This window comes from Microbacterium murale (assembly GCF_030815955.1).
Classification (GTDB): Bacteria; Actinomycetota; Actinomycetes; order Actinomycetales; family Microbacteriaceae; genus Microbacterium; species Microbacterium murale_A.
The window spans coordinates 3,259,693-3,283,911 of record NZ_JAUSXK010000001.1; the positions used below are offsets into that span (position 1 = coordinate 3,259,693).

The window sequence follows — 24,219 nt, forward strand, 5'->3', positions numbered from 1 at the left end:
CATCACGCACCTCCCTCTGGCACGGCGTCGGCATCCGCATCCTGCGTACGCCAGTCATCCGGCAGCAGGTAATCGAGCACGTCATCGATGCTCACCACGCCCACGAGACGATTCGCGGCGTCCACGACCGGCAGGGACACGAGGTCGTAACTGGCCAGCAGCCGAGCCGTGTCGATGGCGGATGCCGTCACGGAGATCGGCTCCATCGTCTCGTCGACGATCGCGCCGAGACGTTCATGAGGCGGATAGCGCAGCATCCGCTGGAAATGCACGACGCCCAGCAGGCGTCCGGTCGGAGTCTCGAACGGGGGGAGGGTGACGAACACCGCCGCCGCCAGAGCCGGGTGCAGCTCGTGTCGACGGATCAGCGCGAGCGCCTCGGCGACCGTGGCATCCGCGGACAGGATGATGGGCTCGGTCGTCATCAGGCCACCGGCGGTGTCAGGGCCATAACGCAACAGCGTGCGCACGTCCTCGGCCTCTTCCGGTTCCATGAGGCCCAGCAGTTGCTCGAGGCGGGTCTTCGGCAGCTGCGCGAGCAGGTCGGCGGCGTCGTCGGGCTCCATCTGGTCGAGGATGTCTGCGGCGCGCTCGTCGCCGAGACCGTCGAGGATGTGCACCTGTTCGTCTTCCGGCATCTCCTCTAGCGCGTCCGCGAGTCGGTCGTCCGAGAGTTCACCGGCGACCTCGATCATGCGCTGCTGCGGCAGGTCGAGGAGGGTCGTCGCGAGGTCGGCGGCATGCAGCTCGGAGTACGACGCGACGAGCTGCTCGGCGGACTGAGACTCGCCTGGTGCGCGTTTCTCGGCGACCTCGTTCCAGGCGGCGAAGGTCGTCGGCCCTTTGGCGAACGGGGAGGCGCTGGTCTTCGGTTTGCGAAGGAACAACTGGCTGACGCTCCACTCGCCGAGACGGTTCGGCTCGATGGCGACGTCCTCGATGACCGCGTTTCCGCTGCCGTCGGTGAGTTCGACACGGCGACCGAGAAGCTCGGCCAGCACCCGCACCTCACCTGGTCGCGGTTGGAAGCGACGCACGTTGATGAGGCCGGTGGTGAGGACCTGCCCTGACCGGATCGAGGTGACGCGGCCGATGGACATGAACACGTGGCGGCGACCCGGAATCTCTACGACGAGCCCGATCACTCGCGGGGAGCCCGTACTTCGGTAGACGATGACGACATCTCGGACCTTGCCGAGCCGGTCGCCCACGGGGTCGAAGACGGCGCAGCCGGCCAGGCGCGCGACGAAAACCCGTTGTGTGCTCACGCTTCCAGCGTAGTCTCCGGCCTGTGGATCGCGGGCTTGCGAGGGCGCCGCGTGGAACAATGGGCAGATGAGCATGTTGAACCGCCCAGCTGCAGGTACAGCCGTGGGAGAGACCGTCGCGTCTGTCCGCGACTATGAGGCAGCACAGAAGACGGTGTCGAAGCTGATCTCCGGCGAAGTTCCGGCACGGGACATCGCGATCGTGGGGCAGGGCGTGCGTACGATCGAGCGGATCACCGGCCGGCTCGGTTACGCAGCCGCCGCCCGTTCGGGAGCCGTGAACGGCGTGCTCATCGGACTTCTGCTGTCGGCGATCCTGGTGATCGGCAACCCCGACGTGCCCATCCAGCTTTTCGTCGGCTTCGTGTTCATCGGCGTCGCGCTCGGCATGATCATGAGCCTCATCACATATGCGATCATTCGTCGGCGCCGTGATTTCGCGAGCGTCACGCAGCTCGCTGCAGACCACTACGAGGTGACTGTGCTGCCGGCGTCATTGGCGAAGGCGCGCGAGGTCGTCGGCGATCAGCGCACGACTGTTGTGCGTCCGCCTGCGAATCTCGATGAGCCGCCCCGGTACGGTGAGCGCGTCACACCGGGGTCGGATGACAAGAGCGCTGCACGCGACCAGACCGAGGGCGAGCGCATCGGCGGACATGTGGTTCCGCCGCGTCCGGCGGATCCCGCACCCGTCGTCACCACTCCGACCGACGCCGCGCCGCGGTACGGAGAACGGGTGGATGCTTCGGCTCCGGTGGAATCTGCGGCAGAGCCGAAGGGCACCGACGCGCCGGAGGCAGAGCCGGCGGATGAGCGGAACAACGACGACAAGGCCTGAGGGACGACACGGTACGACCGGCGACAGCCCCTGATCGGCGTCGCGGGACGGACCGCGGGAGGGAACACACATGAGCACGCCTGATGACTCCGACTTCGACCCGCAGCGCGGAGTGATTCCGCCTGCGCAGGGCCAGCCGCAGTATGGCGCTCCGGCGCAGCCGCCGTACGCTACACCCGCGCAGCCGCCGTACGCTACACCCGCGCAGCCGCCCTACGGTGCCCCGGCGCAGCCTGCGTACGGTGTTCCGCCGCAGCCGGCGTACGGTGTGCCGGGACAGCCTCCCTACGGAGCTCCGGTGTCGCCGCCTCCGGCTCAGTCTCCCTACGGAGCTCAGGCGCCGCAGTACCCTGCAGTGCCGCAGTACCCGGCGGTGCCGCAGCCGTATCCCACCGGCCAGCCGTACGCTCAGGGCGCTCCCTATGGTGCACCGGGGGCCTACGGATACCCGCAGCCGAAACCCTCGACGGGCACGCTCTCGTGGGCGCTCGGCTTCCTGATCTTCATCGGGATACCGTTTCTGAGCGGGATCGTGTCCGCGGTCGTGATGGCGTCGGTGTACGGCTCGGTCGCGCGAAAAGGCGACGTCGCACGGCAGAATGCCCGCTCCGCGGCGAACTGGGCGCTCACGTACCTCACGGTGTCGATCGTGCTGCTCATCATCCACGTGATCGTGCTGGTGCAGTTCGCCGGCGAGGAGGGCATGACGGGATTCTTCCCCCTCGGCATCCCGTTCACCGTCTACTGCGCGGTGTCGATCCTGCACGTCGTGCTCGTCATCGTCGGCACTGTGAAAGCGTCCGGCGGCAAGGTTCTCCAGGTGCCGTTCGCCATCCCCTACATCCGGTCGTGAAGTTCGACGTCGAGTTGCCGAACGGCACTGCGACCGTCTCGGCGCAGTGGGTACAGGCTTCTGAGCGCGGAACGATCGTCGTGGCTCATGGAGCAGGCGCGGGGATGGATCATCCGTTCCTGATCGGATTCACGGACGCGCTGAACGCGGCCGGCTTCTCGACATTGCGGTTCAACTTCCCGTACCGGGAGCAGGGCAGGCGGATGCCGGGACCGGCCGCCCACGCGATCACGGCGTGGCGTGCGGCGTCCGCGCACGCACGCGCGCTCGCTCCGGACGTGCCCTTATGGGCGGCAGGCAAGTCGTACGGCGGTCGGATGGCATCGATGGCGGTCGCCGAGGGCATGCACGTCGATGGACTCATCTACCTCGGCTATCCGCTGCACCCGTCGGGACGGCCCGAGAAGCCCCGCGCCGAGCATCTGCCGGCGATCACCGTGCCGCAGCTGTTCGTCGAAGGGTCGAACGATCCCTTCATCCAGCCGCTGTCGCAGTTCGAGCAGGTCGTCGCGACGTGCGTCGACCCTCATGTGCGGTGGATCGACGGTGGCGGGCACTCGTTCGAGGTGAAGGGCAATAAACGCCCGCCAGCGGAGGTGGGCGCGTCGCTGGCGCCGGTGGTCTCGGAGTTCGCCGAGCTCTGAGGTCTCGTAGCATGGCGTGATGTCCCTCGTTCTCGTCACCGGCGCAGCTCGCGCCAACAGCATCGCCGCGGGCATCGTGCCGCGCCTCGTCTCCGATGGCTGGGAGGTCGCGACGAGCGACCTCTCGGAAGCCGACTACCCCTGCGACCTCTCCACGCACGCGGGGCCGGACGAATTGATCACCGCAGTCACTCGCGATCGTGGACCGATCAGCGCGCTGGTGCTCAGCCATGCGCACGATGTGAACTCCGGCATCCTCGACACGACCGCAGAGAGCTTCGACGCACACGTGGCCGTCAACGCGCGTGCGAGCCTACTGCTCATCGCTGCTTTCGCACGCCAGGTCCCTCCAGGTGGTGGTGCGGTGGTCGCGCTCACCAGCGACCACACGACGGGCAACCTTCCTTATGGGGCGTCCAAGGGGGCTCTGGATCGGCTCGTGATCTCCGCAGCGCGCGAGCTCGGACCGCTCGGAATCTCGGCGAACGTCCTGAACCCCGGACCGATCGACACCGGATGGATGGGGGAGGGTTTTGCGGCAGAACTCGTTCCGGCGCATCCGCTCGGCCGGATCGGCAGGCCCGCCGACATCGCGGCGTTCGTGTCGTTCCTGCTGTCGGATGAGGGCCGCTGGGTCTCCGGACAGCTTCTGCACGCCGACGGTGGGTTCTCGGCACGCTACTGAGGTCGGCGGGTCCGCGCGTTCCTGTCTGCTGAAGCGTCAGCTCAGCGAGCTCACTCCATCGGGTACGGGTAGACGAAGTCGGTCGCGTAGTCGGCGTGCAGCGCGAGTACGTCGCCGGGTTGGATCGCGTTGCCGGGCAGGTAGTTGTTCATCGTGCCGAGCATCCCGCCGTTGTAGATGCAGAATCGGTCGGCGATCCGCGTCAGCACGTCGCCCGGAGCGACGGTGTAGGTCATCGGTCGGCCCTCATCGTCCAAGGCGACCTCGCCGACCGCGAATTCGCGCGGGCCCGTGTCGACCAGGTCTGCGCCGAGCATGCTGACCGTCATCTCCTTGCCGTCGTAACTGGCGATCTCGATCCACGCCGATGACGTGCAATCGCCCGGCCCGCCGCCGGGGATGAAGGTGCCGTTACCGAGGTCCACGTATCCCTGCGGGACATCGGCGGTGTCCGGCACGGCGGGCGGTGCCGAGGCAGACGCCGGCTCGGGTTCCGCGGTGCTCGCCGTGACGGCAGCGGAGGTGGGTGCCGAGGCAGGTGTCGAGGTGCCTGCCAGCATGGGCGCGACGGCGAAGGCGATGAGGCCCGCGATGACGATCACAGAGATCCCCGTACCGATCTTGGCTCCGGTGTCCAGGGTCATCCGCAGCGCATATCCGGTGCGGGGTGAGTCTCTGTCTGGCTCATGCCCTTGAGCGTAGAGTGCTGGAGGTGTCGCTGCCTAGATCGAACTCGGAGTTCTCAGGCGCTGCGCTCGCCCCTCCACCGGTACCAGACCGCCCGCAAAGTCGCGGCGATCTTGATCGGCACGATCTCACCGAAGCGATGCTCATCGCCCCGGACGAGCCGCTGCGCGAGATCGGGGCGCTGGGCCCACAGGTACTCGCGCGCCACTTCCGCATGCGGGGAGTTGGAGACGATCTTGATCGCGCCGGCGTGCTCGATGAGCGGGATGGCGTTCTCGACGTTCTGCCAGGTCGAGCGACTGTCGGGATCCAGCAGAATACGCCCTGTGTATCCGAGCACGTCATGGGCATACCGCTCCATCAGCACGGCCTCCGGAACGTCACCTGCCACCGACCCGCCGCACAGCACGAGAGTGCTGTCACCCGTCAGCGACAATGACCGGATGCCGGCACGCACTCGGTAGCGATTGATCATGTTCGCGTTCGCGCCGCGGTTGCGATAGCCGAGCACGACGACGGCATCGGTCGTGCCGGCGCTCGCCTGCGTGCCCAGCATCCGGTTGCTCGATCGCCAATGCGAGACTTCCGCCCACACCGCAAGCGCCGCATACGACACAGCGCTCAGACGCAGCAGCCGAACCGGCATCCGGCGGGAGCCCATCAGCGCTGCTGCACCCGCGCGATCCACGCCTCGACGTCATCCGCAGCACGAGGGATGTCCGCCGACAGGTTCACAGCGCCGTCCTCGGTCATGAGGATGTCGTCCTCGATGCGCACTCCGATGCCGCGCAGCTCCGCGGGAACCGTCAGGTCATCGATCTGGAAGTACAGCCCGGGTTCGATGGTGAAGACCATGCCCGCCTCGAGCACGCCGTCGTAGTACATCTCGCGGCGCGCCTGTGCGCAGTCGTGCACGTCGATGCCGAGATGGTGCGAGGTGCCGTGCACCATGTAACGGCGGTGCTGGCCGCCGGCATCCGCATCGAGCGCCTCGTCCGCGGTCACCGGGAGCAGACCCCACTCGGCCACGCGCCTGGCGATGACCGCCATGGCGGCCTCGTGCACGTCACGGAACTTCGCACCAGGACGCGCCACTGCGAACGCCGCATCCGCCGCCTCGAGCACCGTCTCGTACACTCGACGCTGCACATCGGAGAACTTGCCGTTCACCGGCAGTGTGCGCGTGATGTCGGCGGTGTAGAGGCTGTCGGCCTCGACGCCGGCATCGACGAGGATCAGGTCACCGGGGGCGACAGCGCCGTCGTTGCGCGTCCAGTGCAGATAGCAGGCGTGCGGGCCGGATGCCGAGATCGTGTCGTAACCCTCGCCGTTGCCGTCCTCGCGCGCGCGACGGTGGAATACGCCTTCGACCACGCGCTCGCCGCGAGCATGCTTGGCAGCCTCCGGCAGCGCGTGGATGATGTCGTCGAATCCGCGTGCCGTGATCTCCACTGCACGACGCATCTCGGAGATTTCGTACTCGTCCTTCACAAGGCGCAGTTCGGAGACCACGCGTTCGAGATCCGCATCGCCGAGTGCGACATCGTCTGCGCCAACCTCGAAGGCGGCGAGGTGATCGGTCGCGACATCCAGATCGGCGGAGACGCCCGCGAGCGATGGGCGGGGGCCGATCCAGAACTCGCCGACGGTCGCGTCGGCGTAGAACTCGGTGGTGGTGCGATCCGCGCGCTCACGGAAGTACAGAGTGACGTCATGGCCGGCATCCGTCGGCTCGAACACCAGCATCGAATCCGGCTCGGTGTCCGTGGCCCACCCGGTCAGATGCGCGAACGCGGAGTGCGCGCGGAACGGGTAATCCGTGTCGTTGCTGCGCTGCTTGAGCGAGCCCGCTTCGATGACGATCCGCTTGCCGGGGAAGGCTTCAGAGACCTTCGCGCGCCGGGCGGCCGCGTATGCCGCCTGGGGGCGGGCAGTCGGAATCGACTCGGGCCGCTCTGCCCAGCCGGTCGAGATCGTGTCCAGGAAACCGCGGGGGAAGGGCTGCTTGCGGTTCGTGACGGGGGCCTCGGCGATCGTGTCGCTCTCTCCGTTGTTCATGCATCCAGTCTCTCACTCCGACCTAGGCTGGGGAACATGACCGCGCTTCGCGTACCCGTTGCCCTCACCATCGTCATCGACGTGATCCTGGTGGCTGTGTTCTGCGTGATCGGACGCCTTTCGCACGCCGAGGGGGTGTTCAGCGACATCCTCGGACTCGTCAACACCATCTGGCCGTTCCTCGTCGCGGTCCTCGCAGCGCACACGGTGATGCTGATCCGACGGGCGCCTGCCGATCGGATGCTGCCGGGCGTCGTGATCTGGGCGATCACGGTCGTCGTCGGGCTGGTGCTGCGTTCGCTCAGCGGCCAGGGAACGGCAGTGCCGTTCATCATCGTTGCGACCCTGACGTTGGCGTTGTTCCTGGTCGGCTGGCGTGCGGTTCTGGCGCTGGTGCGGCGAGTGCGCGATACCGCCCGATCGTGAATCAGCCGGCGGGCTCCAGCTGCACCACCAGCGCGCGGTGATCGCTGCCGGCCGCATCCAGCACGAGCGAACCGGTCGGCTGCCAGTTCTGGCTGGCCATGACGTGGTCGATCGGCGCGCCGAGCAACTCGGGGAATGATTCCGGCCACGTGCCAGTGAAGCCGGTACCGGTGCGGCTCGCCGCATCCCGGCAGTTGCCCACATCGCCGCCATTCACTCCGAGCGCGGCCATGTGATCGATCGTCGCGTTGAAATCGCCGGCGAGGATGACGTCCCCGGCGGGGCACTGGTCGGCGATCCACCGCAGGTCGGACTGCCAGCGCGACATCGCTTCTTTGCGCGGTGCGACCGCGTGCACGGCGACGATCGTGGGTCCAGAGCCGTTCACCGGCATCACGACGGCGCTCGGCACGGAGCTCGTGTTGCTCGTGCCGTCTTCCGACGATCCGATGACCGAGTAGTCGCCCAGGTCCGGTGAGATGAGGATCGTGGTCTCCCACGCCTGCGGTCCGTTGGGCACATCACCGAACTGCACATGGTGCACCCACATCGGATGCCCCTGCTCGCGCAGCATGACGGCGATGCGTTCGCCGACGGATTCCGCGGTCTCGGGGAGCGTGACGACGTCGACTTCCTGCGTCAGGATCGCATCGGCGATGGTCTCCGCCGACACCGCCTCGCCAGCGGTGTTCCAGGTGAGCACTCGAACGCTCTCGTCGGTCTTCTCCGGGAGCGAACCCGTGCCGAAGCCGCGCATCACCCCGATCCCACCGATCGCCGCCCCACCGAGCAGAGCGACGATGAGAATGGATGCGGCGAACCCTCGCAGCGGTCGTGCGAACAGCAGCAGCAGCGAGAGCACTGCGATCGCGAGAAGACCGGCCAGTACCGCGCCGCGCACGGCGACGACCTGGGCGAACGGGAAGGTCTGCTCCAGGTGGAAGAACTGCGGCCACACCATGATCGCCGTCGCGATCGCGAACAGTACCGTCAGCAGGATCCCCAGGAGTCGAAACATCCCTCCAAGCCTACGGGCGAACACTGTGAAACCTCTGGCCCGACGGTCCGCGCGCCGCGCCTGGGCTGTACGGCAGCGGACCTGCCCCGGAGCGCCGCGATACGCTCGGAGGATGACGGATGACGCGGTGCCGAGCACCGGTGCGAACAGGTTCTCAGGGCCCAACGACCTGCACCTGCACTCCAATCACTCGGATGGCACCGAGAGCCCGGCCGAAGTGGTGCGCCAGGCTCACGCCCACGGCATCCGAACGCTCGCCCTCACCGACCACGACCGCAGCACAGGATGGGACGAGGCGTCGAAGGCCGCGGCGTCCCTCGGCGTGACCTTCCTCCCCGGCATGGAGCTGTCGGCGAAGTACGAGTGGCGCAGCGTGCATGTTCTGGGGTATCTGTTCGCCCCCGACGACGAGGCACTGCGCGCCGAGACCGATCGGATTCGGAACGACCGGATCGGTCGCGCCGAGCGGATCGTGCGGAACATCGGCCGTGACTACGACCTCGTCTGGGATGACGTGGTCGCACAGACGGCTGGGGATGCCACGGTCGGGCGCCCGCACATCGCGGATGCCCTCATCGCCCGCGGCATCGTCCGCGACCGCGGTGAGGCTTTCGACGGCATTCTCCATCCGCGGGAGGGCTACTACGAACCGCATTACGCGCCCGATCCGCTCAGCGCGGTGAACCTCATCACGCGAGCCGGAGGAGTGGCGGTGATCGCTCATCCCGTCACAACAGGCCGCGACCGGATGATGCCGATCGCGTTCATCGAGCGTCTCATCGACGCGGGGCTGGGCGGATTCGAGATCGATCACCGCGAGAACACGGAACAGGGAAAGAAGATTCTGCGCGACGTGGCCCTGAAACACGACCTCATCGTGACGGGATCCAGCGACTACCACGGTGCCGGCAAGCCGAACCTGCCGGGCGAGAACACCACGTCTGACGCGATGGTCGCGCGCATCATCGATCGTGCGACCGGAACCGATCCGCGGTACGCCTGAGTCTCGCCCGTGAACGCGCGAGGGGGCGGATGCCGCAGCATCCGCCCCCTCGAAAGAACTGTCCTACGCGCCCGCCGGCGCTGCACCGCCCGAGCGACGACGGCGGCGTCGACGCTGAGGAGCGGACTTGCCGTCGTGGTGCTCGCCGCCCTTGCCGTCGTGCGTGCCGGCGCCTTCTGCGTCGCGCTCGACTGCGGGTGCAGCATCCGACGACGAGGGAGCTTCGGAAGGCGCGCCCTCGACGAACGTCGAACCGACCTGGTCTCCGGAGCCGCCACGGCGGCGGCGACGGCGACGCGTGGTGCCGTCTCCTGAACCCTGCTCGGCGGCGACATCCGCGGCACGCTCCGGACGTGGCGCGCGCTGCGTCTTCACCGACTGGGTCTTCGGAGCCGTCGTCAGGCGACCCTTGGTGCCCACGGGGATGTTCAGCTCTTCGAACAGGTGCGGGCTCGACGAGTAGGTCTCGACAGGCTCGGGCTTACCGAAGTCGAGGGCGCGGTTGATGAGGGCCCACTTGTGCAGGTCCTCCCAGTCGACGAACGTCACGGCGATGCCGGTCTTGCCCGCACGGCCTGTGCGACCGACGCGGTGCAGATACGTCTTCTCGTCGTCGGGGATCGTGTGGTTGATGACGTGCGTGACGTCGTTGACATCGATTCCTCGGGCGGCGACGTCCGTGGCGATCAGCACATCGCGCTTGCCCGCCTTGAACGCGGCCATCGAGCGCTCGCGCTGCTCCTGACCCATGTCGCCGTGCACCGTGCCGACGTTGAACCCGCGGTCGCCGAGTTCGTCGTTGAGCCGCTGGGCCGCTCGCTTCGTGCGGGTGAAGACCACGGTCTTGCCACGACCCTCGGACTGCAGGATCCGGGCGATGATCTCGTCCTTGTCGAGGGAGTGCGCCCGGTACACCAGGTGTTCGATGTTCGCCTGCGTCAGGCCCTCATCGGGGTCGTTGGCGCGGATGTGGATCGGGTTCGACATGAACCGACGCGCCAGCGCGACGATCGGGCCGGGCATCGTCGCAGAGAACAGCTGGGTGTGGCGGACTGCCGGCACCTTCTGGAAGATCTTCTCGATGTCGGCGAGGAAGCCGAGATCGAGCATCTTGTCGGCCTCATCGAGCACGACCTCGGTCGCGTTCGACAGATCGAGCAGACGCTGGCCGGCGAGGTCGATCAGACGACCAGGCGTTCCGACGACGATCTGCGCCCCCGCCTTGAGCTGGTCGATCTGGCCCTCGTACGCCTTGCCGCCGTAAATGGCGACCACGCTGGTGGAGCGATTGCTGGTCAGAAGGTCGATGTCCTCGTACACCTGCACTGCGAGCTCGCGGGTGGGGACGACGATGAGCGCCTTGACGCCATGTTCCGGATCCTTGCCGAGGCGCTGCACGACCGGGATGCCGAAGCCGAATGTCTTACCGGTACCGGTCTTGGCCTGGCCGATGATGTCCTGGCCGGGAAGGCCGAGCGGGATGGTCTGCTCCTGGATGGGGAACGCATCGATGATGCCCTTAGAGGCGAGCGCGTCGATTATGTCCTGATCGATATCGAGATCAGCGAAAGTTGTCACTTGTTCTATTGCCTGTCCGGCGGACCTTCGGGATGGAAGAGAGCGCCACGTTACGGATCCACGCCGTCTCTTGTGCCACAGGCGCGGGGCCCTGCTCCGACGGCAGGACTCCTTCAGCCTACCCGAGCACGGCGAAACGGCCAGAAGACCCGTGTTCACGGTGTCAGCGCGGGTAGTCTGAATCCGTGGTGAAGTGGTTCTGGCAACGCGATGCCCCTCGACGCACGCTGACGCTCCGCGCTCGCGGAGACGACGGTGGAGCGATGAGGGTCGACTTCGCCGAACTCGCGCCAGAGCTGAACCGCTTCCTCGGCCAGGCCGCATACCTGCAGCTCGGATACTTCGAGACGCTGACACGGCTGATCAGGGCGACTCCTGAGCTCGATGAGAAGGCGGCGATCACGCGCGCTGCCGGCGCCGCACTGAGCAAGCACCGCGGCATCGTCGACGTCATCCGTGACCTGGGGGAGGACTCGACGGACCTGATGCTCCCGTTCCGCGAGCACCTCGACGCCTTCCGTCGCAAGACGATCGGCGCCCGCCCTCGCGAGACGCTTCTGGCCGTCTACATCACGGCCGGGATGCTGGATGATTTCTATCTCGCGCTCGCTTCCAGCTATGGGGAGACCGGACGTCGTATCGCCGACATTCTCCGCGAGGACGACGACACCGAAGAGATCGTCGAGATCCTCAAGCGCACCATCGAGTCCGACGACGAGTGGCGTTCGCTGCTGTCGATGTGGGCGCGCCGGCTCGTCGGCGACACCGTTCTCGTCGCACGGCAAGCGCTGCGATCGGAGCGCCTCGCCGAGGAGGAGGACCGTGTAGAGCCCGTCTACACCGAGCTCATGGGCGCGCACGCGCGGCGCATGGATGCGATGGGCCTCGCCGCGTAGCCATCCGCACCGGTCAACTTCGCCGGAGCGATCGCACCGGTCAGATTCCTAGGGCGGCCTTCTTCTCGGCATCCGAGCGGTGTCGAGAAGATGTGATCACGTAGCCGGCGAGGGCTGAGATCACCACGCCTCCGCCGATGCTCGCCAGCCACAGCCAGCCGTTGTCTTCACCGATGCCCGTCCACTGCATGAGCGTGTAGACGACGGCCGCGACCGCCGAAGCGATCGCCGGGATGACCGCGACGCCGCGCAGCGCGCGGTGCGGCAGCAGGTAGTGCACAGCGATTCCCAGTGCGCACGCGGCGACGAGTGCGAGAACGATGTACATCGGAACTCAGGCGACGAAGCCGACGCGGCGAGACTCTTCCGTACCCAGCTCGATGTATGCGAGGTTCGCGGTCGGGACGATGTAGGAGTTGCCCTTCACATCGGTGAAGCCCACCTGCGCGGCGTTCTGCTCGAGAGCCGCGGTCACCTGTGCGCGGACGTCGTCCGCGCTGGTGGAGGTCTCGAAGTTCAGTTCGCGGCCGGTGTTGATGATGCCGATGCGGATTTCCACGCGTGCTCCTTGAAGATTCGGGGACTGCGCCCAACTCTACCCCGGCGATGACGGGCCGGATCGGGCATACCGGCCGGTTTCGCCCTGGGCGCACAAGCGCGACCCCGGTCCGGCTGTGGCGCCGTTCTGCAGTGTCAGGAGCTCCCGCTAGCGTGGATGCCATGACAGAGGATGCCGGGCAGCGCGCTGTCGTCAGCGCGGCCGTCGAGGCATCCGGAGTCATCATCGGAGCACCGGGGACGGGCAAGACGCAGACCCTGATCGACCGGGTGGCCGCGCTCCTCGGCGCGCACGGGCTCGCCCCCGAAGAGGTGCTGGTGCTGACACCGAACCGTCAGGCGGCGACCGTGCTGCGCGATCGGATCGGCGTCCGCATCGGACAGGCGACACCGGGGCCGCTGGCGCGTTCGTTGGGCTCGTTCGCGTTCCAGCTCGTCCGCGGCGCGATGGTCCACGCGGGCGACGAGCCGCCGGCGCTTCTCACCGGGGCCGATCAGGATCGCATCATCGCCGACCTGCTCTCGGGCGACCTCGAGGATGAGGCGTCGGGTCGTCCGTCGCGCTGGCCCGAGACTCTGAGCGCCGGCGTGCGCGCGTCGAAGGGATTCCGATCAGAACTGCGAGCTTTCCTGTCGGAGTGCACCGAACTGGGAGTGCTGCCGCAGGAACTGCAGGCGTCTGAACGGCCGGTCTGGCGTGCAGCCGGCGACTTCATCGACGAGTATCGAGCGGTGCTCGCCGGCATGCGCACCGCTTACCGAGATGCGGCAGATCTCCTGAGCGAGGCGGCGGCCGTCCTTCGCGATGCGGATCCCGCGATACTCGGCCCGCTCGCACCGCTGCGTGTCGTGCTGATCGATGACGCGCAGGAGATCACGCGCGGTGGCATCACCGTCGTGCGTGCGCTGCGTGCGAGAGGCATCGCAGTCCTCGCCTTCGGTGATCCTGACATCTCCTCCGGTGCGTTCCGCGGCGCGAGCCCCCAACTGTTCCATGAGCTCTCCGGGGTGCTCGAACGCGTGTTCGTCCTGGAGACGCCGCATCGCCAGAAGTCCGCTCTCACCGATCTGACACGCACGGTGACCCAGGCGATCGGTGCGGCCGGTCGTGTCGAACACCGCCGTGCACCCGGCCCCGCACCCGAGATCACCGAATCGCCCGCGTCCCTCACCGCGCCGGTGCGGGCGTTCCTCGCCCCGTCGCCGTACGAAGAAGCCGACCGCATCGCAGGCACGCTCCGTGACTGGCATCTCACCGACGGCATTCCTTGGAGCGACATGGCTGTGATCGCCCACGACACCAGGCAGGTGACGGCGCTCGAGACCGAGCTCGCGGCACGCGAGGTGCCGACGCGGGCAGCCGGGGTGCAGCGACCGCTCGGCAGCGAGGGCGTCGTACGCGACATCGTCAGCATCGTCCGGCTCGCGCTCACTCCGGTCGAGGACCGCGAACCCGAGATGCTCATCGACGCACTGCGCTCGCCGTTCGGCGGGATGGATGCTGTCGGCCTTCGCCGTCTGCGCGCGCGCCTGCGACATGTCGAGCTCGGCGACGGCGGATCGACTCCTGCCACCGAGTTGCTGCGCCAGGCCATGGCCTTTCCCGTGCACTTCACCTTCGTCGACGCTCCTGAGGCCAGAGTCGCCTCCCGTTTCGCCACGACGCTCGCCGAGACTGCCGCGGCGGCCGAGGCGGGGGAGACGATCCACGAGCTGCTCTGGCGCGTCTGGGACAGAGCACGCGCCCTGGACGGCAGCAAGCTGCAGCATCACTGGCGCGTGGCATCCGAACAGCCGGGCGGCGGGGAGACCGCGCGGGCTCTGGATGCGCTAGTCGCGCTGTTCGATGCGGCGAAGCGTTTCGTCGAGCGCACGCCGAACGAGCGACCGGAGGCATTCGTTCGAGACATCCTCGACAGCGAAGTACCGGAAGACACGCTCTCCACGCCTGATCGACCTGGACTTGTGACACTGCTGACACCGGCCACGGCGCTGGGCACGCAGTTCGACGTGGTCGTCGTCGCCGGTGTGCAAGACGGAGTGTGGCCGAACGTGCGGCTGCGCGGAGGACTGCTGGAGACCTGGCGTCTCGCCGACGCCGTCGTCGCAGCCCGCACGGGCGAGCCCGAGACGGCGCCCGGCGTTCTCGACCGGCGACGCGACGCCCTGCACGACGAGTTGAGGCTCTTCGTGAGGGCGCTGTCCCGGGCGCGCTCTCGCATCGTCGTCACTGCGGTGGATGACGACGCCACAGGCCCGAGCCCGTTCTTCGCGTTCCTGCCGGAGCCACCACCGGCATCCGCGCATCCGGCGGCGGAGCATCCACTCACCCTGCGCGGTCTCGTCGCCCGCCATCGGCGCACGCTCACGAGTTCGATCGACCCGGGGGCGCGAGCGGACGCCGCGGAGCAGCTGTCCGTGTTGGCACGCGAGAGCGTCCCCGGCGCGGACCCGCAGGAGTGGTACGGCATCATCTCGCCGTCGACGTCCGCTCCATTGCACGATCTGTCGGTCGAGGCCGCGCGGGTCTCGCCGTCGAAGATGGAGTCGTTCGAGGAATGCGAACTCAACTGGGCGATCTCAGCCCTCGGCGGGGACACTGTGCTGCCGCCGTCCGCCGGAATGGGCACGATCATCCACGAGGCGATGGAGACTGTCCCGGACGGCGATCTTGAGAAGCTGCGCGCCGTCGTCGCCGAGCATTGGCCGGAGCTCGATTTCGAGACCGAGTGGATCGGGCGAAAGGAGCGACGCCGCGCCGATCTCTACATCGAACGACTGCATTCGTACCTCGGTGAGGCGGCAAGTGATCGCGGACGGGTACTCGCGAGCGAGGTGGAGTTCCGCTTCGCCGTCGAGGTCGCGGCTGCCGGACAAGTGCCGGGTGCCGATGACTCCCTCGTCGACACAGCGGCAGAGGTGCCGCCCGCTGTGCACGTCGGCGACGAGGTGAACGGCCCGAATCGGGCCGTTGTGCACGGCTTCATCGATCGGGTCGAGGTCTATCCATCCGGCGCAGGCGAGCATGCGGCCGCTCGTGGCCGCGGCTGGGCCGACATGGCCGAGGGACTGAACGGGGAACGCGTCGTGGTCGTCGACCTGAAGACCGGCAAGAACGAGCCGGCGACGGATGCCAAGGTCGAAGAGCACGCGCAGCTCGCCGCATATCAGATCGCTGTGGAACAGGGATTGATCGACGGCGCTGATGCCGGTGCGCTCGCCGGCGCCAGATTGCTGCTCGTCGCCAACACGCTTTCCGGAAGCGACTACCGAGTCGCGCACCAGCACACTCTGCAGGGCGATGCACGCACACGGTTCCTGGGCAGGCTCGTATCCGCGGCCAGGGGGATGTCGGGTGACAGCTTCACCGCCCACGTCGAAGCGCACTGCGCCGATGTGCAATGGCGTGTGCATCCGTGCCGCATCCATACCGTGCCGGCGGTCAGTGCATGACGTCTTGGAATGACCAGGGCCCACGGCTCTCGGCTCTCGACGTCGCAGCGGCACTCGGTCAGCCCCCGCCCACTCCTGCGCAGCAGCGCGTCATAGAAGCGCCGCCCACTCCTGCGCTCGTCGTCGCCGGGGCCGGCAGCGGAAAGACCGAGACGATGTCGGGCCGCGTCGTCTGGCTCGTGGCGAACGGGCATGTGCGCCGCGACGAGATCCTCGGGCTGACGTTCACGCGCAAGGCCGCCGGCGAGCTGGCCGAGCGCATCGCAGCGCGGCTCGCGTTGATCGACGAGTACGGGCGGCGTGGTCTTCTGCCGCATCTTCCGGAGATCGTCGCCTCAGGGTTGCTGCGCCGTGTAGAAGAAGCGTCGGCCGGGGCGCAGCGCGCGCTGGTGCGCACCCACGTGCTGGGCAAGCTCGCCGAGCGATTCGACACCGGATGGGAGCCGACATCGCCGCATAGCGCGGAGGATCTGATGATCCGCCCTCGCGTCTCGACGTACAACGCGTTCGCCGACTCGATCGTGCGTGAGCATGCGGCACGGATCGGCCGCGATCCCGACGCCGCCATGCTCAGCCAGGCGGCATCCTGGATGCTGGCCCGCGAGGTCGTGCTGCGCGCCGATCTGCCGGAGCTGGAAGGCATCGAGTACGCCGTGGGCACCGTCGTCGACGCGGTGCAGCGCCTCGCAGGCGACGTGCTCGATCACCGAGCTGAGCTGAGCAGTGCGGAGCGGATCGCCCGCGAATACGCGACGGCGTTCGAGCCGTACAGCGGCAACGGCGACATCGCCAAGGTCACAGGCAATCTGCTCGCGTTCCCGACGCTCGCCGCGCTCGTACGTGCGTACATCGCGGAGAAGCAGCGCCGAGGCGTGCTCGACTTCGCCGATCAGGTGAGCGGAGCCTATGACATCGTCGAATCGTCACCCGATGTGCGGGCCGATCTGCGCGAACAGCACCGGGTGGTCCTGCTGGATGAGTATCAGGACACCTCGGTGATCCAGACCCAGTTCCTCGCCGAGGTGTTCCGAGACGCGGCCGTCATGGCGGTCGGGGACCCGCATCAGTCGATCTACGGCTGGCGTGGCGCCAGCGCAGACAACCTTTACGCGTTCTCTCGCACGTTCGCTCACGACGCCCCGGCGCAGAACTTCAGTCTCATGACGAGCTGGCGCAACGACACATCCATTCTGGGTATTGCCAACCGTGTGCTCGAGCCGCTGAGGCGCCCGGGACTCGACGTTCCGCCGTTGGAGCCGCGCCCCGGTGCCGGAACAGGCGCCGTCGGCATCCGCTATCCGCTCACGGTGCACGAAGAGGCGGCGGAGGTCGCGGAGTGGTTCGTCGAGCGCCGTGCCGCGCACGCGGCGGTTCCGACGCCCGGGGGGACGCCACACACCGGGGCGATCCTGTTCCGGTCCAAACGGCACATGCAGACGTTCGCCGAGGCCCTCGCGGCGAAGGGCATACCGCACCGCATTCTCGGCCTCGGTGGTCTGCTGACCACGCCGGAGGTCGTCGACGTCGTATCGGCCCTGCGTGTCATCCATGATCCGAACGCGGGCTCCGCACTCATCCGCCTGCTCGTGGGGCCGCGATTCGGCATCGGTCTCGCCGATATGGGCGCCCTGTACGACCTCGCGTCCGAGCTGTCGAGACGCGACAGCGGACTGCTGCCGCTGCCGGACGAACTGCGCGCCCGCATCCGCTCCTCGCGAGGCGCCGACGAAGCCGTGTCGATCGTGGACGCCGTCGATGTCGTGCGCGGGCTCCGCGACGACTATCGGCTCATCCAGGGCATCACTGCGGAAGGTCGCGCGCGGATACGCACGGCGGGGGAGATGCTGGAGCGCTTGCGACGCGCATCCGGTCAGCCGATCCCAGAGCTCATCCGCCTGATCGAGGCGGAGCTCCGTCTCGACATCGAGCTTGCGGCCAACGAGACGCGCGGGCCCGCACGCGTGGCCGCGACTCAACTTCGCGCTTTCGCCGATGAAGTGCGCGCATTCCTCTCTGCCGATGACCGTGGCACCATCGGATCCCTGCTGGCCTGGCTCGACAAGGCCGAGAGCACAGACGAACTGATGCCCCGGCCGGAGCCGCCAGAGCCCGGCGTCGTGCAACTGCTCACCATCCACGGTTCCAAGGGCCTCGAGTGGGATGCCGTCGCCGTGGTGCGTCTCGTCGAAGGAGAGCTGCCCTCCCGGCCCACCGACACATCTGGCTGGTTCGGGTTCGGCGTGCTGCCGTTCGCACTGCGTGGAGACAACGCGGCGTTGCCTCGCTTCGAGTGGGAACCGCCGGCGGTCGGCGAATCAGATCCGGAGAAGCGGATCAAGGCAGGCGTGGCCTCGCTGACGAGCAGGAGCAAAGCCGCCCCGGGGGCCCTCACGGTGTTCAAGGATGCCTACCGTGACTATCAGCAGCAGGAGGAGCGCCGCCTGGCGTACGTCGCGGTCACGCGGGCGCGCACTGATCTGCTCTTGACCGGAGCGCACTGGGCCGGGCAGAAGAATCCTCGCGAAGCCAGCGCGTACCTGCGTGAGGCGATCGAGGTGCTGGGGTTGGAGCCCATCTCCGCGGTCGACGATGACGAGAACCCGTATGCAGGGGAGGGGAAGACCAGCGTGTGGCCGCTGGATCCGCTGGGTGGTCGACGTGCCGTGGTCGAGTCCGCTGCCGCGCTGGTGCGCGATGTCGACGGGGATGTCGTTCCGACGAGGCAGTTGGAAAGACTGCTCGCCGAACGGGCCGAGCGTCAGCGTGGAATTCGCGTCGACCCGCCCACTCGCGTGCCCGCGTCGAAGTTCAAGGACTATGTGACGGACTTCGACGCCACGGTGAGAGGGCTCAGTAGACCCATGCCAGAGCGGCCGTACCGTCAGACGCGTCTCGGCACACTGTTCCACGCCTGGGTCGAACATCGATCGGGCCTCGTCGGAGCCGGTGCCGGCCCGGAGAGCGCGCTGTGGGACTCGGACGAGGAACAGCCGGATCCGTGGAGCGTCTCTGCCTCTGACGAGGCCGATCTGGAGCGCCTGCGTGAGATCTTCGAGCGGAGCGAATGGGCCGCACGTCAGCCGATCGCCGTCGAGATCGAGATCGACTTCGCCCTCGGTGCCAGCGCCGACGAACTCGGTGCCGACACCGACGAACTCGGTGCTGATACCGAGGAAGGCGATATCGCGAGCAGCTCGGGCGAAGGCCACATCGTCATCTGCAAGCTGGATGCCGTGTACCGCCGTGAGGATCGTGACGGACGTATCGAGATCGTCGACTGGAAGACCGGGAAGGCGCCCCGGAACGCCGCAGAGCGTGAAGAGCGGATGCTGCAGCTCGCGCTGTATCGCCTGGCCTACCACCGCCGCTTCGGCGTACCTCTGGAGGAGATCGACGTCGCGCTCTACTACGTCGCGGACGATCTCGTCATCCGTGGTGACCGGGTCTACTCGGAGGAGGAACTCGTCCAGCGCTGGAGCGCAGCGCGCGCGGCACGCTGAGCCTCATCCGCAGGATCGGCCGCACTCGGGTCCGTCCCTGTCTTGTCGGTCCACAGCGCCTCTGATCCGGAGTCGGCGGCATCATCCCGCGGACGCAGGTCCGACTTCGTGATCTCGCTGAGGTCCTCGGTGGAGTCGCCCACGAACGCATCTTCGTCGTTCGTTCCGCCCCTGGTCTGATCGCCTCCGAGCGCCTCCCCGGTGTCGCCTGGCAGAAGGTCCTGCGGGTTGTAGGCGTCGGTCTCCATGGCGGTGTTGACCCGCGTTGCCGCCGTCTCGGGAACTCGTCCCAGCGCGTCCAGCGCGGAATCGACGCCCTCGCTGCGCTGAGCGATGACCGAGAGATCGTTCTCGCGCAGTCCTTCGGCCAGTGCTTCGAGCAGCGCAGCCGCGTCGTCCATGATGTCCTTGCGGTGCAGTGAATCGCCGTGCACCAGCCAACGCGCGAACTCCAGTTCCGCCAGCAGTCGCGCGCGCAGCGCCAGGGCACCGTCCGGTGTCCGGTCGGACGCCTCCGCGTAGGCCGCGTGCACATCACCAGCAGCATCCGTCGCGGATGAGAGCCAGGCGAGATCCACGGCAGGATCCCCGAGCGAAAGTCCGTGCCAGTGCACGACGCCGACGACTGCCGGGCCCCGTTCTGGGTCGTCGTCGAACAGGAACGAAGTGGCCTGCACGCCGCCGAGCGTCACAGCCGACTCGAAACGCCACAGTTCGTCGTCATCCACGGCTTCACGCCAGCGCACCGTGAGCCGAGCGGGAATACGGCCGGTCGCCGCCGCACGATCGACGAGCTGGCGGATCTCCTCGCGCGATTCCTCGGCGCTGCGGGCTGGGAGCCCGGCGCCGCGCACGACGGAGGCCGGCAGCGCATGCACCGCTGCGATCGATGCCCCCATCGACTCGGCTGCGCCGCGACCACCTGGTACGTGCCCCGCTTCGATCTGGAAACCGGGCAGCAGCTCCGTCACGAGCGCACGGCCGTCAGCGAGACGGGTCTCTCCGATGTATTCCGGCGCGCGGAAGGGGAGCATGGCTCGCGCGCCAGCGGTCAGCGCGCGCAGAGCCAGCGACTCCGCAGCGAGTTCTCGTGCGGTCTCGTCGTCGTCGCCGACGCGGATCGCGAGTTCGCGCCCGTCAGCGAGGGTCACGACCGCAGAATCGAACCGACCGTCGCCGTCAGCCGTCAGAGTTCGTGCGCCGACGACCTCCGCCCCGGACAGTGCGGCTGTGACCGCCGCCGCTAGAGTAAAGGGAGACCGTGCCATGCCCCCAGAGTAGGTCCGCCCGGGTGCGGTTGCGCCTACGCCACGCCTGCGAGAGAGGGAGTCGATGACTGTCCGCCGTGCCTTGTTCGACCGTGCCGCGCACCTGCGCGACGAGCCGGGGATCCTCGATGCGCTGCGCGCATCGGGTGATGTCCGGGTGATCGTCGTGCGTGAGGGGCGCGTGCGTATCGAAGATGCCACGCTCGTCACGGTCGCCGCAGACGAGGTGGCAGAGGCGCAGTGGGCACTGCTCGGCCGTCACAGCGACAGCAGTCCGCTCCTTCTCGCCGTCGAAGCAGTCTCCGAGGATTCCATCGACGCGGCCCCGGCCGAGGCCTGGCTCGGGCTGCGCGATGCCGGCGGCCTCCTCGATCCGGAGAACACCGAACTCCTCGTCGAGTCGATCGCGCTGGCCGGTTGGTTGAGCGATGCGCGCTTCTGCGCGCGGTGCGGATCCGACACCGAGCTGCGCCAGGGCGGCTGGTCGCGGAGATGCCACGCGTGCCAGCACGACATCTTCCCTCGCACCGACCCCGCGGTGATCGTCGCCGTCGAGAGCGACGACGGCGAGAAGTTGCTGCTCGGGGCGAACGCGAACTGGCACGGCCGGATGTACTCCTGCTTCGCAGGTTTCGTCGAAGCGGGCGAATCGCTCGAGCTGACGGTGCACCGGGAGATCGAGGAGGAGGCCGGCGTACGGCTGGACTCCGTCCGCTACATCGGCTCGCAGCCATGGCCGTACCCGCGCTCGCTCATGGTCGGCTTCCGCGCGACGGCATCCGACGAACGCCGCGCGCGTCCCGACGGTGAAGAGATCATCGACGTCCGATGGTTCACACGCGACGAGATCGGCAGCGCGCTCAACGGCGACGGTCCTGTCGGCTTGCCCGGGCCGGCATCCATCGCGAGAGCCCTCATCCAGGGCTGGTACGAGGATCGGGCGTGAGCGCGCTCGACGCCCTCGACGAACGACAGCGGGAAGCGGCATCCGTGCTGCGCGGACCCGTCGCAGTGCTCGCCGGTGCCGGTACGGGCAAGACCCGTGTCATCACCCATCGCATCGCGCACGGCGTCGATACCGGCGCATACTCGCCGAGCCGCGTCATGGCCGTCACCTTCACGGCGAAGGCCGCGGGCGAGCTTCGCGGACGCCTCCGCGGCCTCGGCATCGAAGGCGTGGTCGCCCGCACCTTCCACGCGGCCGCCCTCGCGCAGCTGAACTTCTTCTGGCCGACTCTCGCCGGCTCTCCTGCGCCGAGCATCATCGACAACAAGGTGCGGCTGCTCGGCCAGGCCGCCGAGCAGCTGCGCCTGCGTCCTGACACCGCGACGCTTCGCGACATCGCCAGTGAGATCGAGTGGCGCAAGGTCTCGATGCTCTCGATCGAGCAGCATGCAGCGCTCGGAAGGTCCGTAGGGCGGGTGAGCACGGAGCAGCTCGCCGCGTTGCAGCAGGGCTACGAGGCTCTCAAGGACGATCGTCGGCAGCTCGACTTCGAAGACGTGCTGCTCGCATGCGCGGGAATGCTGGAGGCGGAGCCGCGCGTCTCGGCGTCCGTGCACGAGCAATACCGGCATTTCACCGTCGACGAGTTCCAGGACGTCTCGCCCCTGCAGAACCGATTGCTGGAGCTCTGGCTGGGCGATCGCCGCGACATCTGCGTCGTAGGCGACGCCAGCCAGACGATCTACTCCTTCGCGGGTGCCGACCAGAAGTACCTGCTCGAGTTCGGGCGCCGTTACCCAGACGCCACTGTCGTGCGCTTGGAGACCAATTACCGCTCGCAGCCGCCGATCCTCGCAGCTGCGAACGCTCTGATGAACGGGCGCGCCGGTGCGCTCGAGCTCGTCGCGGCCCGCGAGTCCCTGACCGCCGAGGCGCCTACCGTCACTGCGTACGCCAGCGAGACGGAAGAGGCGGCCGGTATCGCCGCGTCGATCGCCGCCCGGATCGCCGCCGGCGCTTCCCCGTCCGAGATCGCGGTGCTGTACCGGGCGCACTCGCAGTCCGGCGTGATCCAGCAGGCCCTCGGAGAGGCCGGCATCGCGTCGCGGGTGCTCGGTGGCAAGCGATTCTTCGATATGCCTGAGGTGCGCCAGGCGGTGCTCGCGCTGCGAGGCGCCTCCGTCGCGCCGACGGAGCGGGGATTCCTCTCGAACGTGCAGAAGGTACTGCGCGAGCTGGGGCTCAGCGACGAGCCGCCTGCCGCAGGAGGGGCGCAGCGCGACGGCTGGGAGGCGCGACGTGCCATCCTGCGCCTCGCGGAGGAGGCGCCGAGTGAGACCACGCTCCGATCCTTCAGCGAGGCGCTGATGGCGAGAGCGAAGGACCAGCACGAGCCGACGATCCAGGCGGTGACGATGTCGACCCTGCACGCTGCCAAGGGCTTGGAATGGCCGCATGTGCATCTCGCGGGCTGGACGGAAGGTGCCCTGCCCATCTCCTACGCGACTGGGTTCGATGCGATCGACGAGGAACGGCGTCTCGCCTACGTCGGCATCACGCGCGCCGCGCGAACCCTGGCGCTGTCGTGGTCTCATGCCGCTGGTCGGGGTGAGCGGCAGCCGTCCCGGTTCCTTCAGGAGATCGGAACGACTGCTCGCGGCACCGGCATTCTGCGTGAAACTTCACCGAACGCCACACGCGGCGGCCGTCGGGGCTGATCCGAACCGATTTCAGGGCGTTCGTGCGCCCAGGTTCAGAGAGGATCCGTGCGGCGAGGGCTGCAGCCTCGGCTGTTCGGGCCGCGGTGATGCGACCGGATGCCGTGCCGATCAGTTGCGCATGCAGCATCGGCCATGCCGGGTCGCGGTCGCGCTCATGGCCATCGCGGCATGTCAGGCACGGCGTGCGGCCGGGGACGACGAGCGGACCGATGGTGGTACCGCCCATCTCGAACGCGATCGGCAGGTGCGTCACGTCGTCGCGCAGGTGAGCCGCGAACTGGCGAGCGGATGCTGCGCCCTCCACCAGTACGACCGCCACGGCATGAGGAGTGGCGCGCTCGGTCATGCTGAAGCCTTCGTCGACGAGCGCGATCTCGGTGCGAGCCGCGATCCGGGAATCGGTCAGGTTGAGGCTCTCGATCCACACGTGCGGCAGCGGCGGCGCGTCGGTGCGCAGTACCGGCTGCAGCGCCGAGAGCAGTTCGCGGGCGGCGTCACGCGGAGCGCCGGCCCCGTGCGCGATCACGTCGAAGGCGCTGGGGCGGAATCCGAGGCGCAGGGACTGGAGTAACTGTTCCACCCACGGCTCGGAAACCGAGATCCGCACCGCGCCTTCCAACCCGAACTGCACGGTGTCGACGTCGCGCCACAGCAGGGGATAGGCAGGATCGAGACGCGTCAGCGTCGGCGGTGTGATCGGCGACATGCACTGATTCTGCCCACGCGTCGCACTCAGCGGGATGGCGACGACGTATCAGTGGACAAATCCCTGCTCGCGGTCGATGTGCAGTTCGAGTCGGCGCTGCCGCCAGAGGCGCC

General features: G+C 67.9%; 20 protein-coding genes. 11 read left to right on the forward strand and 9 right to left on the reverse strand.

What is annotated here, in order from left to right; all coding sequences use genetic code 11:
* Window positions 1-2: 2 nt before the first annotated feature.
* Window positions 3-1,268 (reverse strand): magnesium transporter MgtE N-terminal domain-containing protein, encoded by a 1,266-nt coding sequence (locus tag QFZ46_RS15780; RefSeq protein ID WP_307363156.1) that lies wholly within the window; start codon window positions 1,266-1,268, stop codon window positions 3-5.
* A 67-nt stretch (window positions 1,269-1,335) separates the two neighbouring features.
* On the opposite strand from QFZ46_RS15780, the gene QFZ46_RS15785 reads away from it, so the two are divergent.
* From QFZ46_RS15785 to QFZ46_RS15800, 4 genes are all read left to right on the forward strand, one after another.
* Window positions 1,336-2,106 carry a general stress protein gene (locus tag QFZ46_RS15785; RefSeq protein WP_307363157.1) on the forward strand — a complete coding sequence of 257 codons (771 nt, stop codon included), beginning with the start codon at window positions 1,336-1,338 and terminating at the stop codon, window positions 2,104-2,106.
* A 70-nt stretch (window positions 2,107-2,176) separates the two neighbouring features.
* Window positions 2,177-2,959 (forward strand): DUF4870 domain-containing protein, encoded by a 783-nt coding sequence (locus QFZ46_RS15790; RefSeq protein ID WP_307363158.1) that lies wholly within the window; start codon window positions 2,177-2,179, stop codon window positions 2,957-2,959.
* On the forward strand, window positions 2,956-3,603 hold the full coding sequence (locus QFZ46_RS15795) for an alpha/beta hydrolase family protein (protein WP_307363159.1): 648 nt from the start codon (window positions 2,956-2,958) through the stop codon (window positions 3,601-3,603). Before QFZ46_RS15790 ends, QFZ46_RS15795 begins: the two co-directional genes overlap by 4 nt.
* A 19-nt stretch (window positions 3,604-3,622) precedes the next feature.
* Window positions 3,623-4,288: an SDR family oxidoreductase gene (locus QFZ46_RS15800; RefSeq protein WP_307363160.1), complete on the forward strand. Its 666-nt coding sequence runs from the start codon at window positions 3,623-3,625 to the stop codon at window positions 4,286-4,288.
* 50 nt (window positions 4,289-4,338) lie between these two features.
* On the opposite strand, the gene QFZ46_RS15805 is transcribed toward QFZ46_RS15800, so the two are convergent.
* From QFZ46_RS15805 to QFZ46_RS15815, 3 genes are all read right to left on the reverse strand, one after another.
* Complete coding sequence (locus QFZ46_RS15805) at window positions 4,339-4,932, reverse strand: LysM peptidoglycan-binding domain-containing protein (RefSeq protein ID WP_307363161.1); 594 nt, start codon at window positions 4,930-4,932, stop codon at window positions 4,339-4,341.
* A gap of 98 nt (window positions 4,933-5,030) precedes the next feature.
* On the reverse strand, window positions 5,031-5,663 hold the full coding sequence (locus QFZ46_RS15810) for a YdcF family protein (protein ID WP_307363162.1): 633 nt from the start codon (window positions 5,661-5,663) through the stop codon (window positions 5,031-5,033).
* Window positions 5,636-7,033 carry an aminopeptidase P family protein gene (locus QFZ46_RS15815; protein ID WP_307363163.1) on the reverse strand — a complete coding sequence of 466 codons (1,398 nt, stop codon included), beginning with the start codon at window positions 7,031-7,033 and terminating at the stop codon, window positions 5,636-5,638. Before QFZ46_RS15815 ends, QFZ46_RS15810 begins: the two co-directional genes overlap by 28 nt.
* A 36-nt stretch (window positions 7,034-7,069) precedes the next feature.
* Here QFZ46_RS15815 and QFZ46_RS15820 point away from each other — a divergent pair, with 36 nt between their 5' ends.
* Window positions 7,070-7,459 carry a DUF3054 domain-containing protein gene (locus QFZ46_RS15820; protein WP_307363164.1) on the forward strand — a complete coding sequence of 130 codons (390 nt, stop codon included), beginning with the start codon at window positions 7,070-7,072 and terminating at the stop codon, window positions 7,457-7,459.
* Between the two features lies 1 nt (window position 7,460).
* Here the strand turns inward: QFZ46_RS15820 and QFZ46_RS15825 are convergent, their stop codons facing one another.
* Window positions 7,461-8,477: an endonuclease/exonuclease/phosphatase family protein gene (locus QFZ46_RS15825; protein WP_307363165.1), complete on the reverse strand. Its 1,017-nt coding sequence runs from the start codon at window positions 8,475-8,477 to the stop codon at window positions 7,461-7,463.
* Between the two features lie 112 nt (window positions 8,478-8,589).
* Between QFZ46_RS15825 and QFZ46_RS15830 the strand changes: the two genes are divergently transcribed.
* Window positions 8,590-9,480, forward strand: coding sequence for a PHP domain-containing protein (locus tag QFZ46_RS15830; protein ID WP_307363166.1), 891 nt, complete (start codon window positions 8,590-8,592; stop codon window positions 9,478-9,480).
* A gap of 63 nt (window positions 9,481-9,543) precedes the next feature.
* On the opposite strand, the gene QFZ46_RS15835 is transcribed toward QFZ46_RS15830, so the two are convergent.
* Window positions 9,544-11,058, reverse strand: coding sequence for a DEAD/DEAH box helicase (locus tag QFZ46_RS15835; RefSeq protein WP_307363167.1), 1,515 nt, complete (start codon window positions 11,056-11,058; stop codon window positions 9,544-9,546).
* 185 nt (window positions 11,059-11,243) lie between these two features.
* Here QFZ46_RS15835 and QFZ46_RS15840 point away from each other — a divergent pair, with 185 nt between their 5' ends.
* Window positions 11,244-11,954: a ferritin-like fold-containing protein gene (locus tag QFZ46_RS15840; protein ID WP_307363168.1), complete on the forward strand. Its 711-nt coding sequence runs from the start codon at window positions 11,244-11,246 to the stop codon at window positions 11,952-11,954.
* A 40-nt stretch (window positions 11,955-11,994) separates the two neighbouring features.
* Here the strand turns inward: QFZ46_RS15840 and QFZ46_RS15845 are convergent, their stop codons facing one another.
* Both QFZ46_RS15845 and QFZ46_RS15850 read right to left on the reverse strand, forming a co-directional pair.
* On the reverse strand, window positions 11,995-12,282 hold the full coding sequence (locus QFZ46_RS15845) for a hypothetical protein (protein ID WP_307363169.1): 288 nt from the start codon (window positions 12,280-12,282) through the stop codon (window positions 11,995-11,997).
* A 6-nt stretch (window positions 12,283-12,288) separates the two neighbouring features.
* Window positions 12,289-12,513 carry a DUF3107 domain-containing protein gene (locus QFZ46_RS15850; RefSeq protein WP_307363170.1) on the reverse strand — a complete coding sequence of 75 codons (225 nt, stop codon included), beginning with the start codon at window positions 12,511-12,513 and terminating at the stop codon, window positions 12,289-12,291.
* A 161-nt stretch (window positions 12,514-12,674) separates the two neighbouring features.
* Here QFZ46_RS15850 and QFZ46_RS15855 point away from each other — a divergent pair, with 161 nt between their 5' ends.
* Both QFZ46_RS15855 and QFZ46_RS15860 read left to right on the forward strand, forming a co-directional pair.
* Complete coding sequence (locus QFZ46_RS15855) at window positions 12,675-15,965, forward strand: ATP-dependent helicase (RefSeq protein ID WP_307363171.1); 3,291 nt, start codon at window positions 12,675-12,677, stop codon at window positions 15,963-15,965.
* Window positions 15,962-19,465, forward strand: coding sequence for an ATP-dependent DNA helicase (locus QFZ46_RS15860; RefSeq protein WP_307363172.1), 3,504 nt, complete (start codon window positions 15,962-15,964; stop codon window positions 19,463-19,465). Before QFZ46_RS15855 ends, QFZ46_RS15860 begins: the two co-directional genes overlap by 4 nt.
* On the opposite strand, the gene QFZ46_RS15865 is transcribed toward QFZ46_RS15860, so the two are convergent.
* Entirely contained in the window at window positions 19,411-20,733 is a 1,323-nt protein-coding gene (locus QFZ46_RS15865) for a phosphotransferase (RefSeq protein WP_307363173.1), read from the reverse strand. The two genes, QFZ46_RS15860 and QFZ46_RS15865, sit on opposite strands and share 55 nt — an antisense overlap.
* Window positions 20,734-20,797: 64 nt before the next feature.
* On the opposite strand from QFZ46_RS15865, the gene nudC reads away from it, so the two are divergent.
* Window positions 20,798-21,679, forward strand: coding sequence for an NAD(+) diphosphatase (gene nudC / locus QFZ46_RS15870; protein ID WP_307363174.1), 882 nt, complete (start codon window positions 20,798-20,800; stop codon window positions 21,677-21,679).
* On the forward strand, window positions 21,676-23,397 hold the full coding sequence (locus QFZ46_RS15875) for an ATP-dependent helicase (RefSeq protein WP_307363175.1): 1,722 nt from the start codon (window positions 21,676-21,678) through the stop codon (window positions 23,395-23,397). The genes nudC and QFZ46_RS15875 overlap by 4 nt, the downstream gene beginning before the upstream one ends.
* The last annotated feature ends 822 nt before the right edge of the window (window positions 23,398-24,219 follow it).

What these genes read in the sequence shown, in the direction of transcription:
- QFZ46_RS15785 (WP_307363157.1), top strand. Translation starts at nt 1,336, where the DNA reads ATGAGCATGTTGAACCGCCCAGCTGCAGGTACAGCCGTGGGAGAGACC.
- QFZ46_RS15790 (WP_307363158.1), top strand. Translation starts at nt 2,177, where the DNA reads ATGAGCACGCCTGATGACTCCGACTTCGACCCGCAGCGCGGAGTGATT.
- QFZ46_RS15800 (WP_307363160.1), top strand. Translation starts at nt 3,623, where the DNA reads ATGTCCCTCGTTCTCGTCACCGGCGCAGCTCGCGCCAACAGCATCGCC.
- QFZ46_RS15805 (WP_307363161.1), bottom strand. Translation starts at nt 4,932, where the DNA reads ATGACCCTGGACACCGGAGCCAAGATCGGTACGGGGATCTCTGTGATC.
- QFZ46_RS15815 (WP_307363163.1), bottom strand. Translation starts at nt 7,033, where the DNA reads ATGAACAACGGAGAGAGCGACACGATCGCCGAGGCCCCCGTCACGAAC.
- QFZ46_RS15820 (WP_307363164.1), top strand. Translation starts at nt 7,070, where the DNA reads ATGACCGCGCTTCGCGTACCCGTTGCCCTCACCATCGTCATCGACGTG.
- QFZ46_RS15825 (WP_307363165.1), bottom strand. Translation starts at nt 8,477, where the DNA reads ATGTTTCGACTCCTGGGGATCCTGCTGACGGTACTGTTCGCGATCGCG.
- QFZ46_RS15830 (WP_307363166.1), top strand. Translation starts at nt 8,590, where the DNA reads ATGACGGATGACGCGGTGCCGAGCACCGGTGCGAACAGGTTCTCAGGG.
- QFZ46_RS15845 (WP_307363169.1), bottom strand. Translation starts at nt 12,282, where the DNA reads ATGTACATCGTTCTCGCACTCGTCGCCGCGTGCGCACTGGGAATCGCT.
- QFZ46_RS15855 (WP_307363171.1), top strand. Translation starts at nt 12,675, where the DNA reads ATGACAGAGGATGCCGGGCAGCGCGCTGTCGTCAGCGCGGCCGTCGAG.
- QFZ46_RS15860 (WP_307363172.1), top strand. Translation starts at nt 15,962, where the DNA reads ATGACGTCTTGGAATGACCAGGGCCCACGGCTCTCGGCTCTCGACGTC.
- QFZ46_RS15865 (WP_307363173.1), bottom strand. Translation starts at nt 20,733, where the DNA reads ATGGCACGGTCTCCCTTTACTCTAGCGGCGGCGGTCACAGCCGCACTG.
- nudC (WP_307363174.1), top strand. Translation starts at nt 20,798, where the DNA reads ATGACTGTCCGCCGTGCCTTGTTCGACCGTGCCGCGCACCTGCGCGAC.